Source organism: Mycobacterium hainanense (assembly GCF_041890355.1).
Classification (GTDB): Bacteria; Actinomycetota; Actinomycetes; order Mycobacteriales; family Mycobacteriaceae; genus Mycobacterium; species Mycobacterium hainanense.
On sequence record NZ_CP169059.1, the window covers coordinates 4109923 to 4126778 of the forward strand.

General features: G+C 64.5%; 15 protein-coding genes. 11 read left to right on the forward strand and 4 right to left on the reverse strand.

Annotated elements, in window-relative coordinates; genetic code table 11:
- The first annotated feature begins 37 nt into the window (after nt 1-37).
- The 9 genes from ACEL92_RS19120 (at nt 38) to ACEL92_RS19160 (ending at nt 9936) form a co-directional block, all read left to right on the forward strand.
- Nucleotides 38-910, forward strand: coding sequence for an alpha/beta fold hydrolase (locus tag ACEL92_RS19120; protein WP_374026278.1), 873 nt, complete (start codon nt 38-40; stop codon nt 908-910).
- Between the two features lie 529 nt (nt 911-1439).
- On the forward strand, nt 1440-2441 hold the full coding sequence (locus ACEL92_RS19125; protein ID WP_374022252.1) for an LLM class flavin-dependent oxidoreductase: 1002 nt from the start codon (nt 1440-1442) through the stop codon (nt 2439-2441).
- 221 nt (nt 2442-2662) lie between these two features.
- Entirely contained in the window at nt 2663-2824 is a 162-nt protein-coding gene (locus ACEL92_RS19130; protein ID WP_374022253.1) for a hypothetical protein, read from the forward strand.
- Nucleotides 2825-3078: 254 nt separating this feature from the next.
- Complete coding sequence (locus ACEL92_RS19135) at nt 3079-3828, forward strand: SDR family NAD(P)-dependent oxidoreductase (protein ID WP_374022254.1); 750 nt, start codon at nt 3079-3081, stop codon at nt 3826-3828.
- A gap of 271 nt (nt 3829-4099) precedes the next feature.
- A complete protein-coding gene (locus ACEL92_RS19140; protein ID WP_374022255.1) occupies nt 4100-4888 on the forward strand; it encodes an isocitrate lyase/phosphoenolpyruvate mutase family protein in 789 nt (262 codons plus the stop codon).
- A gap of 88 nt (nt 4889-4976) precedes the next feature.
- A complete protein-coding gene (locus tag ACEL92_RS19145; RefSeq protein ID WP_374022256.1) occupies nt 4977-5708 on the forward strand; it encodes a haloacid dehalogenase type II in 732 nt (243 codons plus the stop codon).
- 43 nt (nt 5709-5751) lie between these two features.
- Complete coding sequence (locus ACEL92_RS19150) at nt 5752-6837, forward strand: IS630 family transposase (RefSeq protein WP_374021365.1); 1086 nt, start codon at nt 5752-5754, stop codon at nt 6835-6837.
- 167 nt (nt 6838-7004) lie between these two features.
- Complete coding sequence (locus tag ACEL92_RS19155; RefSeq protein WP_374022257.1) at nt 7005-7919, forward strand: alpha/beta fold hydrolase; 915 nt, start codon at nt 7005-7007, stop codon at nt 7917-7919.
- A 397-nt stretch (nt 7920-8316) separates the two neighbouring features.
- Entirely contained in the window at nt 8317-9936 is a 1620-nt protein-coding gene (locus ACEL92_RS19160; protein ID WP_374026279.1) for an MFS transporter, read from the forward strand.
- 169 nt (nt 9937-10105) lie between these two features.
- Here ACEL92_RS19160 and ACEL92_RS19165 read toward each other — a convergent pair whose 3' ends face one another.
- On the reverse strand, nt 10106-10660 hold the full coding sequence (locus ACEL92_RS19165; RefSeq protein WP_374022258.1) for a carboxymuconolactone decarboxylase family protein: 555 nt from the start codon (nt 10658-10660) through the stop codon (nt 10106-10108).
- A 796-nt stretch (nt 10661-11456) separates the two neighbouring features.
- On the opposite strand from ACEL92_RS19165, the gene ACEL92_RS19170 reads away from it, so the two are divergent.
- Nucleotides 11457-13190, forward strand: coding sequence for an MOSC domain-containing protein (locus ACEL92_RS19170; RefSeq protein ID WP_374026280.1), 1734 nt, complete (start codon nt 11457-11459; stop codon nt 13188-13190).
- A 191-nt stretch (nt 13191-13381) separates the two neighbouring features.
- Here ACEL92_RS19170 and ACEL92_RS19175 read toward each other — a convergent pair whose 3' ends face one another.
- From ACEL92_RS19175 to ACEL92_RS19185, 3 genes are all read right to left on the reverse strand, one after another.
- A complete protein-coding gene (locus tag ACEL92_RS19175; RefSeq protein ID WP_374022259.1) occupies nt 13382-13579 on the reverse strand; it encodes a hypothetical protein in 198 nt (65 codons plus the stop codon).
- Between the two features lie 422 nt (nt 13580-14001).
- Nucleotides 14002-14958 (reverse strand): electron transfer flavoprotein subunit alpha/FixB family protein, encoded by a 957-nt coding sequence (locus tag ACEL92_RS19180; protein WP_374022260.1) that lies wholly within the window; start codon nt 14956-14958, stop codon nt 14002-14004.
- Nucleotides 14959-14997: 39 nt separating this feature from the next.
- Nucleotides 14998-15789, reverse strand: coding sequence for an electron transfer flavoprotein subunit beta (locus ACEL92_RS19185; RefSeq protein ID WP_374022261.1), 792 nt, complete (start codon nt 15787-15789; stop codon nt 14998-15000).
- 227 nt (nt 15790-16016) lie between these two features.
- Here ACEL92_RS19185 and ACEL92_RS19190 point away from each other — a divergent pair, with 227 nt between their 5' ends.
- On the forward strand, nt 16017-16832 hold the full coding sequence (locus ACEL92_RS19190; RefSeq protein WP_374022262.1) for a class I SAM-dependent methyltransferase: 816 nt from the start codon (nt 16017-16019) through the stop codon (nt 16830-16832).
- Nucleotides 16833-16856 lie beyond the last annotated feature (24 nt).

Here is a 16856-nt window from a genome sequence, read left to right on the forward strand (position 1 = left end):
ACCCATTGCTGAAAGCACCGCTGACACAGGAGAAATGATTATGACTGTCCACTACCGATTCGCCGAGATCGACGGCCACCGCCTGTTTTACCGCGAAGCCGGCCCCACTGACGCACCGGTCGTGCTACTGCTGCATGGATTTCCCACCAGCTCTTACATGTTTCGCGAACTGGTGCCTGCGCTGGCCGACACCTATCACGTCATCGCACCTGATCACCTCGGGTTCGGATTATCCGACGCGCCGCCGGTCACCGAGTTCGACTACACCTTCAACGCTTTGACCGAGTTGACGTCAGGGCTGCTGGCTCATCTCGGTGTCTCGCGTTACGCACTCTACGTGCAGGACTATGGTGCACCGATCGGCTGGCGACTGGCGACGGCCAACCCGTCGGCGATCACCGCGATCATCAGCCAAAGCGGCAACGCCTACGATGCCGGCTTTGTCACCGACTTCTGGAAGCCGATCGTGGCCTGGCAGCAGAATCCGAACGCCGACACCGAACCCGGTGTACGGCAGTACCTCACGCTGGATGCAACCCGCTGGCAATACACCAACGGAGTTCCCGACGAATCACTGATCAATCCCGAATCTTGGTACCACGACTACAATCTGATCTCCCGGCCCGGCAATGACGCGGTACAGCTCAAACTCTTCGTCGACTACGGCACCAATGCACCGATGTACCCTGCCCTGCATGATTACTTCCGCACCAGCCAGGTACCTCTTCTGGCGGTGTGGGGTAAAGGTGACGGCATCTTCGGACCCGACGGCGCCACTGCGTTCGCAGATGACTTACCCAACGCGCAGATCCACCTCATCGACGGCGGTCACTTCCTCCTGGAATCCGCGCTGACCGAGGTCGCCGCGCTGATCCGGACTTTCCTGGGACAGCTGTCACTTTCGGCATAGACATCGAACAAGTAGGCAAAACGCCAGCAATCGTGGGGTTCGAGGGCAGGCGGGCAACGTAAAGTGAGTACCACTTTGCCCCGGCAAAGCAACGCCCGACCTCATGGCTGAACACACCGCGCTTCCCCACCGCGCGGTCGCGCCACCCCAGCGCGCATCGTCAGCGCCCCCGCTGAACAGATCTACTGCGGGAGCCTGCACAACCCTCGGCAGGCGATGTGAGGGAAACCGCGGGCGTCGGCGGCTGGGAGCCGAAGGTGCACGCGCCGATTACAGTGGAGCTCGTTCTCGGCGCTGCACGCGATTCTCAGCACGCATGCCTCGCACTCGACCGGCCATCGCCTCGACCGCGGAGCCCCGCAAACCGCGGTCTGGCGGAGCTCGTTGACAGAACACGCCCCACCTCCCTACGTTGGGTTAGATAACCCAGTGAGGTCCGGTCGGTGACAGTCCTGCGTAGCCGCGAAATAGCTACCGGGTTGATCCCGCGCCGACACGGGTGTCACCGCTTCGCGAGGAGACAGCATCCATGACCGATATCGACGTAAGCGTCGGGCTGGCACCGACGTTCGAGTCTGCGCAACACATCGCCACTGCCGAGAAGCTGGGCTACCGGCGCGCGTACCTCTTCGACACCCCATTTGAAGGAGACGACGTCTGGCTCGGGCTGCACCGCGCGGCACAGATGACCAGCACGATCGAACTCGGCCCTGGGGTTCTCATCCCCACCCAGCGCCACCCCCTAGTCAACGCAGCTGAAACGGTGTCGCTGAGCAAGCTCGCGCCGGGGCGGATCTTCTCGGCGTTCGGAACCGGCTTTTCCAGCCGCGCCGCCATCGGCCAACCGCCGATTCGGTGGGCCTACATGGAGGCCTACATGCGTGCCTACCAGGGGCTGCTGGCCGGTGAGGTGGTCGACTGGGAAGGCGCGCCGATCAAACTGATGCTGACCTCTCACGAGGCCGATGCGCTCCCACTTCGAATCCCATTGCTAGTCAGTGCGATCGGCCCCAAAGGTGCTGCGGTGGCGCAGCGCGTCGCCGCCGACGGCATAATCTCCCTTTTCCACGTGCTGCCCGACCAGCGACGCTTTCCGCGCGCGGTCGTCGCCGTCTTCGGCACCGTGCTCGAGGACAACGAACAGCCAGCCGACGAACGGGTCCGGCTGGCAGTCGGGCCGGCATGGGCGGGTATGTTCCATTTCGTCTACACCGGCCAAGGCGCCGCTGCCGTCGCCGACATGCCTGGCGGTACGGCCTGGCTGGAGGTGATCGAAAGCATTCCCGAACGCGAACGCCACCTTCACATCCACCAGGGGCACATGGCGGAGATGAACGAGGCTGACATGGCCGCCTGGCGGGCCGGGGGCCACGTGTCGATCCCCTCCACCACGCTGACCGGCAGCGCCGAGGCAATCGGCAAAGCCGTGGCAGCGATGGCGGCCGACGGTGCCACCGAAGTAATGATCCAACCATCAGGTCCCGACATATCCCGTGAACTCGACGCTTTCATCGCCGCCGTCCGCGGCTGACAACAACTCGGCGAGGTTGCGGCTCGCTAAGCACGGCCCATGCGTATGGCCCATGCCGTCGTACCGCCGTTCGATGGCGAAAGAGCCCGGCGAGCGTCCCGGTCATGCCATTGACTTGTCGTATTACTTCGCGGAGGATGAAATTGGGTGGCCTGACCCACCCGGGCACTGCCTCATCACGCAGTGACGCATCACATCATCAGAAAAGGGGTAACTCGTGAGTGGATTCGACTGCAACGAAGCATCATTCGGTGGAGGCGCCGGCGGCGGCCGGCGCGGTGGAGGTGCTGGCGGTGGCCGGCGTATCGGTGGTGGTGGCGCAGGCGGCAAGTCGTAGCCCGCGCGCACCGACCGTCATCGCCGGCGATGTGGTGGATATTTGACACCGCGAAGACGGTGGCGCAACAACCACATTGTCGACGTGAACGAGCCGAGTCGACCCAGGCGCCGGCGGAGGACACTCCGCCGGCGTTCTGATACGCCGCATCGGGCGGGCTGTCGGCAGGCTACCCGGCCGCGACTAGTCGAACGTCGCCCCCCCTCAGCACTTGGAAGTCAATAAGATTCGCTGCACTGCATTGACACCAGGACCGCGACGGCGAACTATGGGATAGACAACCCACTCGTGAGGAGTTGTATGACGCAGGCCGTCGTCGTGATCACTGGAGCATTGACCGGTATTGGTGAGGCGACCGCGAAAGCCTTCGCCGGCCGTGGTGACGTGGTCGTGGTGTCGGGTCGCCATCCCGAGGTCGGCGAGCGGCTGGTCGGTGATCTCAAGGCCGCCGGCGCCGTGGACGCAGTGTTCGTTCGCGCGGATGTGCGCTCAGACTCCCAAGTGGAAAAGCTCATCGATACCGCCGTGACGTCTTTCGGGCGGCTCGATGTTGCGGTCAATAACGCCGGAACCGAAGGGGCCCTGGCGCCGATGACCGAGTTGAGCGAACAGCAGTACAGCGACTCGTTCGACACCAACGTGCTCGGTACGCTGCTGTCACTCAAATATGAACTGCGGGCGATGAAACGCCAGGGCAACGGCGCGGTCGTCAATGTAACCTCGATCTACGGCAACAAAGGATTTGCCAACGGCGCGCTGTATGTCGCCAGCAAGCACGCCGTCATCGGGTTGACTCGCAGCGCGGCGTTGGAGGCCGCCGCGCACGGGGTCCGCGTCAACGCGATCGGGCCAGGCTTCATCGACACCGCGATGTTCGCCCGCGTTGCGGGCAGCGCCGAGATGCAAACCGCCTTCGCCAGCACCATTCCCCAGGGCCGGGCCGGGCGCCCCGACGAAGTCGCCGAGGCGATCCTGTTCCTGACCAGCAGCCAATCCGCCTACCTCACGGGACAGACATTGTTCCTCGACGGCGGCGTTAGCGCAGGGTAATCCAGATGCCCACCAGCGCATGGCAACGCCGCGACCGCCGCCGATTCGGTCACGGCACCGGCAGCGGCAGGCTGGGATCACGATGATCACTGCAGCGCCCCAGGATGCGGTTGCGCCACGGCAAATGCCTGATGCCACACCACCGATCTGCAGGCCAGGCACGGACGACATCGGCGATCCGCAGCGCTGGGTGGTCTCGGGTCTAGTGCTCATCGCGGCGTTCGTCGCTCAAGTCGGATTCTTCATTTCTCTGGACTGAAAGGTATCGCTAATGAGCTTTCACGACCTGCACCACCACAACGTTCCCTTCGTGTTGCCCAACGCCTGGGATGTGCCTTCAGCTCTGAGCTATCTCGAAGACGGCTTCACCGCGGTCGGCACGACAAGCTTCGGCTTATCTTCCAGCGGCGGCCACGCCGACGGTGGCCGCGCCACACGCGACGCCAACATCGCCCTGGCCGCGGCGTTGGCTCCCCTGGGCTGCTATGTCAGCGTTGATGTCGAAGACGGCTACAGCGACGACCCCGACGAAGTCGCCGACTACGTCGCTGCACTACCACTGGCAGGGATCAACATCGAAGACAGCACTGATTCGCACCTCGTCGATCCCGACGCCGCGGCCGCCAAAGTCGCTGCGATCAAACGCCGTTGCCCCGACGTGTTCATCAACGCCCGCGTCGACACCTACTGGCTCAACCAGGACGCCACCCCCGCCGCAACCATCAAACGGGCCCAGCGCTACATCGCGGCCGGCGCGGACGGAATTTTCGTACCGCTGGCCAACGACCGCACCGAGCTCGCCGAAATCACCGCCGCCATCTCCTGCCCTGTTAACACCTTGCCCATCCCCGGGCTGAGCCTGGCCCAACTTGGCGAGCTCGGAGTAGCACGCGTGTCAACCGGATCGATGCCCTACAGCGCAAGCCTGTTCGCCGCCGCGCAAGCCGCACGCGCCATCCGCGACGACACACTCCCGCCCCACTCGCTGCCCTACCCCCGACTGCAAGCCCGCCTCGTCGACTACGAAAAACACGCTCACACACCGCAACCCGCCACCTGACCCACCCCGCACACGACTATCAGCACAACCCCCGCCCGCGAAGCACACGCCAACATCCATCGCACGACCGCCCCGTAAGGACAACACCATGAACACTCACCAGCCTGCAGCAGATCAATGGCCCGTACCCGCCGAACCGACAGTCCTGGTCTTCGACGTCAACGAAACCTTGATCGATTTCGAATCCATGACACCGATCTTCGAACGAGTATTCGGCGACGGCCGCACCATGCGAGAATGGCTAGGCCACCTGATCATGTACTCGATGACTGCCACCCTGTCCGGGCTCTACGTCGACTATTTCACCCTCGGCCCGGGATTGCTGAAAATGGTCGGCGACATTCATGGCGTCACCGTCACCGATGACGACGCCGCCCTGATCAAAAAAGGGATGCAAACCATGCCCGCTCACCCCGACGTCGCTCAAGGACTGACACTGCTGCGCGACAAGGGATATCGGCTCGTGACCCTGACCAACTCCCCGCACACCCCGGGTGCGCCCACCCCGCTCGAGCACGCTGGCCTCAGAGACTATTTCGCCAACCAATACACCATCGAAACGTGCCGCGCCTACAAGCCATCGGCCGCGGTCTACCACTATGTCGCCCAACAAGAAGGCGTGCCGCCATCCTCGTGCATGATGGTCGCCGCCCACGTCTGGGACACCGTCGGCGCCCAAGCCGCCGGCTACAGTTCTGCGCTCATCACCCGCCCAGGCAACGCACCCCTACCAGTCCCCGGACTACCGCAACCCAACGTCATCGTCGCCGACCTCGAAGCACTCGGACATCACCTCACACCGGTAGGCACACCCGCCTAGTGTCGTGAGTCGTTAATTCATCATTAGCGTTTAAGCTTGGTGGGTGCCGAATCCTGTCGCACCCGTGGTGGATCTGACCGAAGACGAGCGGTCTGAGTTGTTGTCGTGGTCGAGGCGATCCAACAGTGCCAATGCGTTGGCAATGCGGTCGCGGATCGTGCTGGCCGCTGCCGATGGGCTGAGCAATACCGCGATCGCTGACAAGCTCGATATCAACATTTCCAGTGCTCGTAAGTGGCGGACGCGGTTTGTGACCGACCGGCTTGACGGGTTGCTCGATGAGCCGCGTCCTGGCCGGCCACGGCTGGTGGGCGATGAGCAGATCGAAGCGTTGATCACTGCGACGTTGGAGACCACCCCAGCGGATGCCACGCACTGGTCGACCCGATCGATGGCCGAGCATCTCGGGCTGAGCCAGTCGATGGTCTCGCGGGTATGGCGAGCGTTCGGATTGGCTCCGCACAAACAGGATTCGTGGAAACTGTCCAAGGACCCGTTGTTCGTGGCCAAGGTCCGCGACGTCGTCGGGCTGTATCTAAATCCACCCGAGCGGGCCCTGGTGCTGTGCGTGGATGAAAAGACTCAGATCCAAGCCTTGAACCGGACCCAGCCAGTGTTCCCGATGCTGCCGGGCACCCCCGCGCGCGCCAGCCACGACTACGTTCGTCACGGCACCTCCAGCCTGTATGCCGCACTCGACCTCACCACCGGAAAGGTCATCGGAGCCCTTCATTCGCGGCACCGGGCCACCGAGTTCTTGGCGTTTCTCCGCAAGATCGACGCCGAAGTACCCACCGATCTCGACGTGCACCTGGTCTTGGATAACGCCTCCACGCACAAGACCCCAGCGGTGAAGCGTTGGCTCACAGCACATCCGCGATTCGTCCTGCACTTCACCCCGACCAGCTCATCGTGGCTGAACCTGGTCGAACGGTGGTTCGCCGAACTGACCACCAAGAAACTGCGCCGCGGCACCCACACCTCGGTGCGCCAACTCAACACCGACATCCGTGCCTGGATCCAAACCTGGAACGACAACCCCCGCCCCTACGTCTGGACCAAAACCGCCGACCAAATCCTCGAATCCGTCGCCAACTACTGCCGACGAATTAATGACTCAGGACACTAGCGGCGAATCTCCGCTACGACCACATACCGTAGCGAGCCGCCCTTTGCAACAGCATCAACGACAGCGGCTCGCAGACGCACCACCCCGGATGCGATGGTGAGCTGACATACGCTGAGCCCAGCCGGCGATGACCGGCCCGCCCGCATATGCCAGCGGCCAGGAGGCAGATGACCATCCCAGGAACCGAGACCCCGCTCAGCGCGGGCTATGACGCCGCCACGCGCGACGACCCCGTTTTCGCCCAGCATTTCCGGCACGGCTTCACCACCATCGACGGACTGCAAATGCATTACGTCCTCGGCGGCCAAGGGCCGCCACTACTGCTCGTGCCCAGCTTTCTGGGAACTTGGTTCAGCTGGTGGGGACTCATGCCCGACCTCGCCACACGGCGCACAGTTATTGCCGTCGATCCGCCCGGACTCGGCGACAGCAGCGGGACACCCCCCGCGCACGACAAAGTGCATCTCGCCCATTACGTCAATCAACTCCTGGACCGTCTAGGTTTCCAACAGAACGTTGACGTCGCCGGCTTCGACTTTGGCGCCGCGATCGCCTACGCCCTGGCTACGCAGTGGCGAGACCGCTACTCGCGGTTGATGTTGATGGACTTTCCCATCACCGGCGGAACATTGCTGTTCGCTCAGGTGCAAGCACTGTCGTTTCACCTTGGGTTTCACAGTCAGGAACCGTTGTTCGAACAACTCGTCATCGGACGCGAACGGCTCTGGCTGGAGTACATCTTTCGCCACCTCTCACCCGGCAACAACCAGCCGATACCACCGGCTGCCGTCGATGAATTCGTCCGCGCCTATCAGCGCCCCGGCGCGCTGCACCACGGCTCCCGGTACTACCAGGCCTGGCCGCAAGACGAACGCGACAACCAGGCCGCGATGCGCACCCCGCTGACGATCCCGGTCCGTGTACTGGCACAAGCTCCCTACCTCGACGACTTCCTGACATCAATACGCAGCGCCGCACCACAGGCCACCGGCGTCGCATTCCACACCGGACACTGGTTCCTCCACGAGGCTCCCGAACAGGTTCTCGAAGAAATGAGCGCGTTTTTCACCACCGACCGCTGACTCGCAACACCACGCCCCGACGCCGGGTCGCGGCAACATGCCGATCGTCATCAGGTGGCAACCCAGAAAACAGTGATTACCCGCCCCGCATTTGAGGGGCTTTATGAAGCTCATTAACGTCTGAGTAACCGACTCCGGGCGTTGGACGCACGCTGGCCTGAATGTCAATGCCGCTTGACGTCCAGTATGGAAGTCCCACTGCTCGAGCCGCTTCCGCGGCCTTAGTTGCATGACATCACAATCCCTGACCGCGACTGCACGGTGCCGCCGCCCTTACCACGCCGACCCCCGATGACAATGCTCTCTGACTGGGTTATTCTTCCCATTGAGGGATTCGAGGTATTCACGAGCCGCTGGGGCGGCGGGGGCCAGTACTTGCACGGAGAGGATCGTCAACATCAGTTCTCCGTCGGCGACGCCAGAAACCGGTAACGCACCGGCTACCCACCCGTCGTCATGGGATCCGCTACGCAGCCGCGTGTACCGTCGTCTGTTCGCTGCGCAGTTCGGCTCCAACATCGGAACGTGGATGCAAAGTGTTGCCGCTCAATGGTTCCTGATTGAGCACCACGCCACCGATGTCGTGGTGGCGCTGGTGCAGACGGCCAGCCAGGGACCAACACTGCTGCTGGGATTGCTCGCCGGAGCGCTGGCTGACGTCTTTGACCGGCGGAGGCTGCTGATTGTTCTGCAATCCTACGCCGTCGTTGCGGCGCTGGTCCTGGCTGCTCTGGCCTACGCCGGTTACCTCACCCCGACAACGCTTCTCGTACTGACCGCCGCCATCGGCTGCGCCGCGGCCCTGACCGCTCCCGCATGGCAGGCCATTCAGCCCGAACTCATTCCGCGCGAACAGATACCGGCGGCATCGACTCTGGCCAGTATGGCCGCGAACGCCGCGCGCGCAATCGGTCCGGCGATCGGCGGAATCGCCGTCGCAGTTGCCGGCGCCGCCGCCGTCTTCGGCATTAATGCCGTATCGTTCGTTGGCATCATCGTGGCGTTGCTGGCCTGGAAACGCCCCACACGGCACGCCCCTATCCAGCGAGAACCTCTCGGCCAGGCCATCATCAACGGACTGATGTTCGTCAAGAACGGGCCCATTATCCGGCGAATCCTGCTGCGCGCGGTGCTGTTCTTGTTGCCGGCCTCGGCGGTGTTCGCGTTGTTACCGGTAGCGGCAGCTCACCGCTGGCATCTGTCGGCCGGCGGTTACGGTGCCGCACTGGGAGCCATCGGTTGTGGTGCCGTCCTCGCGGTCGGGGTGGCGGCGCCGCTACATCGACGCCTTTCTGCCAACCGACTGCTCGCCCTCAGCGCCGCAACATACGGGCTGGCGCCGGTTGCGATGGCGTGGTTGCCGTTCGACGCCGCCCTTCCGTTGCTGGTGCTGTCGGGCGCGGCGTGGCTGCTGACGCTGACGACGCTAAACGCCGAAGCGCAGATGTCGTTGCCGCGCTGGGTGCGAGCCCGCGGCTTATCGGTATATCTGTTGGTGTCCACCGGAACACAGGCGATCGGGTCCTACCTCTGGGGCGTGCTTGCCACCCAAGCCGGACTCACTCTGGCGATGACGGTATCGGCCGCAGTCCTCGGCACTGTCGCGCTAAGCGTCGTGGTGCTTCCGCTGCGGCCGTCGATCGCCGACGTGAGCATCGACGTCTCGAACGCTTGGCCCACACCGACTCTCATGTTCGAGCCCTGCCCGAACGACGGACCGGTTCTGGTCACGGTGCGCTACCAGGTGCCCCAAGCCAACGTCGAGACCTTTCTGGAGGCGATGGGCGCGGTGCGCAGGTCGCGGCTGCGCACCGGCGGCCACAGCTGGCGGCTCTACCACAGTGTCGAGCATCCAGACCGCTACCTCGAGCGGTTCACGGTCACGTCCTGGAGCGAATTCGAACGCCAACGCACCCAACGCTGGCTCGACTATGACCAGGACTTCATGGCCACTGCGTTGGCCTACACTCTTGAGCAACAGCACGACTATTACGTTGCTCGCCGAGTCTCCCGCTAGACCGGCGCCCGCCCCGGGAGAACCGGGGCCGCGCAATCGGACAGAAATCGAGACGTGATCCTGCGGTACAGGTCCGTGACGATCAACCCACCCACTTGCGCACCAGGACGCCATCGGGGTCACGTCACCGACCGCGGCGCCGGCGAACCCGATCAGTCACCCATCGGGCTCAGAGACTCCGTTCCGGCAGGTTCGCCGGCTCGGGAAAGTCGATCTCGGTGTCGGCGACATTGTTCAGGAAATTCGTCAGCAGAAACTGAGCCGACAGCGCCACCACTTCGACGATGTTTCTATCGGAGTAACCAGCGTCCCGCACCGCCCGGAGATCGTCATCGCTGACCTGTCCGCGAGTTTCAATCAACCGGCGTGCGAACGTCGCAGCTGCCTGACGACGTGGGTCAGACGACTTACCCTCACGCGCTAAGGCAATCTCCCCTTCGCTGAAACCGTTGAACCTCGCGGCGGTATAGCCATGGGCGCCCACACAATACCGGCACCCGTTCGCTTGCGACACGGCCAACGAGACGCTGTCACGTGTCGCTGCATCCAGCGTTTTATTCAACGCCGTCTGCAGTTGCATGAAGCCTGCCAGAGCGTTCGGGCTCAATCCCAGCAGACGGTGCACGTTGGGCACGAAACCTAAACGCTTACCCACGACGTCAAGCGTCGACTGTGACTCCTCCGGAGCGTCGCTTACCGACTGTGGAATGTCGAGCCTGGCCATAGCCTGGGGTCCTATCGATCGAGTGGGTTCAAGGTCCTGATGTCGAGTGAGAACAACTGCCGCCGCGTGCCTCGGTGTCACCAACATCGGCGAGCGAGGCAGCTGCCGCACAAACGTCTGAAGAAGCTCAGCCCGGGTATGGGTCGAGTATCGACCGTCACCGAGAGTTGGCCTCCGTAGCGAAAGCCAATGCGCGGCAACCTTTGCTCTCCATCTTCCCCTCGGCCGCCTGCCAAGCGGCCCTGCGTCAGAAGACGCTATCGACGATAGCAGGCTGACTGGGTTATTTCACCCAGGGCGTTGGATTGCCCATCATTCCCGTGACGGGGGCGGCCCGGTCGTGGTGAAGGCCGATGACGACGGGTTCCTCCTCGGTCGTCTCAAACTCACCAACCGTGCTGCTGCCCGGTCTCATAACGTGACCAGGAACCGCGGCGAAAAGTCGACACGGGGCAGGCATCGACATATCCGACCAAGCAGGCTTGGTTCCACGGACGCTGTGAATGGTTGCGTCCACCTCGCGGGTGTTGCCGCTCTACACGCGCCCGTGTCGGCGCTGCGGACACATCCATTCAATGACGACATACGGCACAAGACAACCCCCTCGTAATGATCACCCATATCACCACACCGCCGACAAAGCGTGAGGCCCCAGCCCGGTCGTTTGAGGTCTTCGTCCCCAGATAATGGGCGCGCCAGCAAGTCGTCTCGTGGCAGCCACGAATCCAAAACCACGACGACAGGCGACCCCTGCAGTAATTGGGTTATTTCACCCACTGCCGCTAGGATGAAGCCGATGAACCCGGAGCCAACCGGAGCGCCGCCTACCCTTCTGTCAGTCAACATCGGCCGACCAGTCGAACGTTCCTGGGCTGGCGGCACCATGAACACCGCGATCTGGAAATCGCCGGCCCACGGACCCCAGAAGGTGCGGCGACTGAACATCGACGGCGACGAGCAAGCCGACAAGATCGGCCACGGCGGCGAACACCGCGCCATCCTCGTCTACCAGACCCAGTCCTATACCTACTGGCAAGAACAACTCGGCCGCGACGATTTCAGCTACGGCCAATTCGGCGAAAACTTCACCATCGATGGTCTTTCCGACACCGACGTCCACATCGGTGACCGCTACCGGATCGGCACCGCCGTCTTCGAAGTCACCCAACCGCGGGTTACCTGCTACAAACTCGGGGTCCGCATGGGGGTGCCCACCATGGCCGCCTTGCTGGTCGCCCACCATCGACCGGGCTTCTACTTTCGCGTCCTCGAAGAAGGCGAAGTCTGCGCCGGCGACACCGTCAAACACCTCGAGCGTCCCGCGATCTCACTATCCGTCGCCGACATCGATGCCCTGCTGTATCTGCCCAATCGCAAACCCGACGACCTACGGCGCGCAATGCACATGCCCGCACTGAGCCGGGGATGGCGCGACTCATTCGCTGGCCTGCTCGCCAAAGCCCAACAACCCACCTCGCCAGCCTGGAACGGCTTCCAACCCGTCATCATCACCGAACTGCGCGACGAAACACCCGAGATCCGCTCCTTCACTCTTGCCGCACAAGACGGCACCGACCTACCAGCCTTCGCCCCGGGCCAATACCTGACCATCCGCGTACCGGCTACAACAGGCAAGTCACCGGCGGTCCGCAACTACTCGTTATCCTCGCCACCCACCGGCGGCCGCTACCGCATCAGCGTCAAACGCGAAGACCTCGGAGTCGTCAGCGCCTGGCTGCACGCCAACCTTGCCGCCGGGAACGCCCTGCAAGCCGCCCAACCACGAGGCGACTTTGTTCTCTCCGATTCCGATCGCCCTATCCTGTTCGCCTCCGCCGGCATCGGTGTTACCCCGCTTCTGTCCATGCTGTACGGCCTGGCCGCCAAACACAGCAGACGACACATCACCTGGCTACAAGTTGCCAAAAATCCGACCCAGCGGCCCTTCTGCACAGAAGTCGCCGACCTCCTTTCGAGTTTCCCGGCAGCCGCCGCCCACATCTTCTACACCGGCGATATCCCTCCTGAAAACCCCTTTGCCACAGCTGAACACCTCCACTACGGTCGCCCCGCTGCCGCGGCGCTGAGCACACTAGGCATCCCTGCCGACTCCGAGGTCTACATCTGCGGGCCCGTTGGCTTCATGACCTCCATGACTATGGCCGTCACCGACCTCGGTATTGACCCCGCCCACATCTTCACCGAAGCCTTCGGCCCCAGCGCCGTCCCGCACGGAACAACTACGCCGCACGCACCCGACGGCCCGGTAGGCGAGGGCCCGTCAATTACATTCTCCCGCAGTGGAATCGAGGTCCCGTTCTCCGACCGGTTCGCCAACCTTCTGGAACTCGCCGAAGCATGCGACGTCCCAGTTCACTGGTCATGCCGAACCGGGGTGTGCCAAACCTGCATCACCTCGCTCATCTCGGGCAACATCACCTACCAACCCCAGCCGCTTGACCAACCCGGCCCCGAATCGGTCCTGCTGTGCTGCGCCACACCGGTGGACAGCGTCGTACTCGATGCCTGACCCGCTCGCTGGCCCCGCACCTCGGCCGGATCGCCACCCATTCGCCACCCGGGCAATGCGGCTCCTCACCGACGGCATAGCTGATCGTGCCCTGCTAATGCGGGCGAGTTGCTGGCGCGGGCGCGCGCGTCTTTGCAATACTGCTCCCGCCAACCTGGTTCAACTGCCAGCGTCAGGCCGGTGGAGAAAACTTAGAACCGCTCCGCTGTGGTGGTGCGCGACAACAGCTCCGCGCCGACCACTTCTTGCATGATCCGCTGTTTGCGTCCCAGCACGGCAGCCGCCGATGAGGCGAGAGGTTCGCCGTGCCACCCGGCGGTCCACCGCTGCAGGACGGGATCGGGTTGTGCGTTTTTGGCGTCGCCGCGCGCCACGCCGTGCTCGCTCAACAGCCGATACAGCCCGCCGGCTGCGCGCGGCGGGCAAGGCATGCTCGGCGGCGCGGGCTACCGTCGAGCGGGCGGTCCGGAAGCCATTGATGTCGATGTCGCGCAGTAGAAGACGCGGCCCGGGTACGAAGGGTTGATTGCCAGCGCGGCGAGCCGGGTGGGTAGGGCAAGACCTTGAACGACATCGGAGGCGCGCCGGCTGCAGGCGGGTCGCCGGCGTCCCCGCGACGCGCCACTGGGTGGACCCGGTGGGCGACGGATCGCGGGTCGGCATGGCCGCGCCGTGGTGGGCGGCGCCCTATGTCACGGTGTGCGCAATCGCGTTGCGGCGCATCGAGGCAATGGTGACCGCGGTGCGCTAGCCCCGGTGATACGCGAGAGCCCCCGACACCGCGGCGTCGGGGGCTCTTGGGCCGAAAAACTCAGCCCTTGCGTGCCTTGATGGCGTCGGTCAGCTGCGGGGCGACCTTGAACAGGTCGCCCACCACGCCGTAGTCGGCGATCTCGAAGATCGGCGCCTCTTCGTCCTTGTTCACCGCGACGATCGTCTTGGACGTCTGCATGCCCGCGCGGTGCTGGATCGCCCCGGAGATGCCGAGGGCGATGTACAGCTGCGGCGACACCGTCTTGCCGGTCTGGCCGACCTGGAACTGGCCCGGGTAGTAGCCGGAGTCGACCGCGGCGCGCGACGCGCCGACGGCGCCGCCCAGCGAGTCGGCCAGCGCCTCGACCACGCTGAAGTTCTCCGCGCTGCCCACGCCGCGCCCACCGGACACCACGATGGTGGCCTCCGTCAGCTCCGGGCGGTCGCCGGCAACCGCCGGCTCGCGGGCCGTGATCTTGGTGGCGTTCTCCGCGGGCGCGGGCACCTCGACGGTGACCTGCTCGCCCGCACCGGCCTGCGGCTCGGCGTCGATGGCGCCACCGCGGACCGTGATGACCGGGGTGTCCCCGTTGGCCTGCGACTCGACGGTGAACGCGCCACCGAAGATGGAGTGCACCGCCTTGTTTCCCTCCTGGACGCCGACCACGTCGACCAGCAGGCCGGATCCGATGCGGGCCGCGAGCCGGCCGGCGACCTCTTTGCCGTCGGCGTTGGCGGACAGCAGCACCGCGGCGGGCGCGTTGGACTCGGCCAGCGAGGCCAGCACGTCCACCACGGGGGTGATCAGGTAGTTCTCGGCATCGTCGGACTCGGCGACATAGATCTTGGCGGCGCCCGCCTCCTTCAGCCCGTCGACCAGCGGCGCGGCCGTTCCGGGCTTGCCGACCACGACGGCGGCCGGCTCGCCCAGCGCCCGGGCGGCGGTGATCAGTTCGGAGGTGACCTTCTTCAGTGCGCCTTCGGCGTGCTCAACGAGCACCAAAACTTCAGCCATGGTTTCTTCGCTCTTCTCGTCTCTGGGTTGGGTGCTCGTCTAGATGATCTTCTGGGCCACGAGGTACTGGGAAATCTGGTTCCCGCCCTCGCCCTCGTCGGTGACCTTCTCACCCGCGGTCTTCGGCGGCTTCGGCGTCGACGACAGCACCGTCGACCCGGCGTTCTCGAGCCCGACCTCGTCGCTTTCCACCCCGATCTCGGCGAGGGTCAGCACCGTGACCTCTTTCTTCTTGGCGGCCATGATGCCCTTGAACGACGGGAAGCGCGGCTCGTTGATCTTCTCGGTCACACTCACCACCGCGGGCAGCGACGCCTCGAGCGTGAAGACACCTTCGTCGGTCTCGCGCTCGCCCGTGACCTTGCCGCCCTCGATCGACAGCTTGCGCAGGTGGGTCAGCTGCGGCAGGCCCAGGTATTCGGCGATGATGGCCGGCACCGCGCCACCGGAGCCGTCGGTGGACTCGTTCCCGGCGATGACCAGCTCCGTGCCCTCGATGGTGCCCAGCGCGCGCGCCAGCGCCCACGCCGATTGCACCACGCACGAGCCGTGCATGCCGTCGTCCTTGAGGTGGACGGCCTTGTCGGCTCCCATCGACAGCGCCTTGCGGATCGCCTCGGTGGCACGCTCGGGGCCGGCGGTCAGCACCGTGACCGAGCCCTCGCCGCCCTCACGCTCGCGGATCTGCAGGGCCTCTTCGACGGCGCGCTCGTTGATCTCGTCCAGCACTGCATCGGCGGCCTCGCGGTCCAGCGTGTAATCGCCGTCGTTCAGTTTGCGTTCCGACCAGGTGTCTGGGACCTGCTTGATCAGGACCACGATGTTCGTCATGGGTGTGGTTCGTCCTCCTCGAAGGAGTCTCGCAGCAGTCGACCACGAGACTTTCAGTACGCGTTACGCAGCGCACGGTCGTGTTACTACTCGGTAACTTTGTGCGGCCTGCCTTCACACCATAGCGGGTGGTACTGCGGGTTCTTCCGGCGTGTCCACCCTCGTTGACCGGGGGCGCCCCGTTCCCGGTTCGCGAATCCGACACTTCGCGTTAGCCTGCCTATGCGATGAGCGCAACCGTTCCCGACGCCCCCTGGCACAGCCCCGGCGATCCCTCGCCGGCGGCCGACCCCGTGCTGACTTTGACCGGCGAGCGCACCATCCCCGGCCTGGATATCGAAAATTACTGGTTCCGCCGCCACGAGGTGGTCTACCAGCGGCTGGCCGGACGATGCGCCGGCCGCGACGTGCTCGAGGCCGGCTGCGGCGAGGGGTACGGCGCGGACCTGATCGCCGCCGTCGCCCGCCGGGTCGTGGCCGTGGATTACGACGAGGCCGCCGTCGCGCACGTGCGCAGCCACTACCCCCGCGTGGAGGTCATGCAGGCCAACCTCGCGGCGCTGCCGCTGCCTGAGGCGTCGGTGGATATTGTGGTCAACTTCCAAGTCATCGAGCACCTGTGGGATCAGGCACAATTCGTCGCCGAATGCGCGCGCGTGCTGCGCCGCGGCGGGTTGCTGATGGTGTCGACACCGAACCGGGTCACCTTTTCGCCCGGCCGCGACACCCCGATCAACCCGTTCCACACCCGCGAACTCAACGCCGCCGAGCTGAACGAGTTGCTGGTCGACGCGGGCTTTCGGGACGTGTCGATCAGCGGGCTGTTCCACGGTCCGCGGCTGCGGGAAATGGACGCCCGCCACGGCGGCTCGATCATCGATGCGCAGATCGAGCGGGCAATGTCCGCTGACCCGGGGGCGCCATGGCCGCCGGCGCTGCTGGCCGACGTCGCCGCGGTGACGTGCGACGACTTCGACATCGAAAGCGGTCCCCGGGACATCGACGACAGCCTGGATCTGATCGCGATCGCGGTAGCGCCGTGAGCAATTCGCACGACCGGGTGCCCG

Excerpts from the sequence above, each read along its gene's own strand:
- ACEL92_RS19135 (WP_374022254.1), top strand. The coding sequence starts at position 3,079 with ATGACGCAGGCCGTCGTCGTGATCACTGGAGCATTGACCGGTATTGGT.
- ACEL92_RS19140 (WP_374022255.1), top strand. The coding sequence starts at position 4,100 with ATGAGCTTTCACGACCTGCACCACCACAACGTTCCCTTCGTGTTGCCC.
- ACEL92_RS19190 (WP_374022262.1), top strand. The coding sequence starts at position 16,017 with ATGAGCGCAACCGTTCCCGACGCCCCCTGGCACAGCCCCGGCGATCCC.
- ACEL92_RS19185 (WP_374022261.1), bottom strand. The coding sequence starts at position 15,789 with ATGACGAACATCGTGGTCCTGATCAAGCAGGTCCCAGACACCTGGTCG.
- ACEL92_RS19180 (WP_374022260.1), bottom strand. The coding sequence starts at position 14,958 with ATGGCTGAAGTTTTGGTGCTCGTTGAGCACGCCGAAGGCGCACTGAAG.
- ACEL92_RS19170 (WP_374026280.1), top strand. The coding sequence starts at position 11,457 with ATGAACCCGGAGCCAACCGGAGCGCCGCCTACCCTTCTGTCAGTCAAC.
- ACEL92_RS19155 (WP_374022257.1), top strand. The coding sequence starts at position 7,005 with ATGACCATCCCAGGAACCGAGACCCCGCTCAGCGCGGGCTATGACGCC.
- ACEL92_RS19145 (WP_374022256.1), top strand. The coding sequence starts at position 4,977 with ATGAACACTCACCAGCCTGCAGCAGATCAATGGCCCGTACCCGCCGAA.
- ACEL92_RS19125 (WP_374022252.1), top strand. The coding sequence starts at position 1,440 with ATGACCGATATCGACGTAAGCGTCGGGCTGGCACCGACGTTCGAGTCT.
- ACEL92_RS19165 (WP_374022258.1), bottom strand. The coding sequence starts at position 10,660 with ATGGCCAGGCTCGACATTCCACAGTCGGTAAGCGACGCTCCGGAGGAG.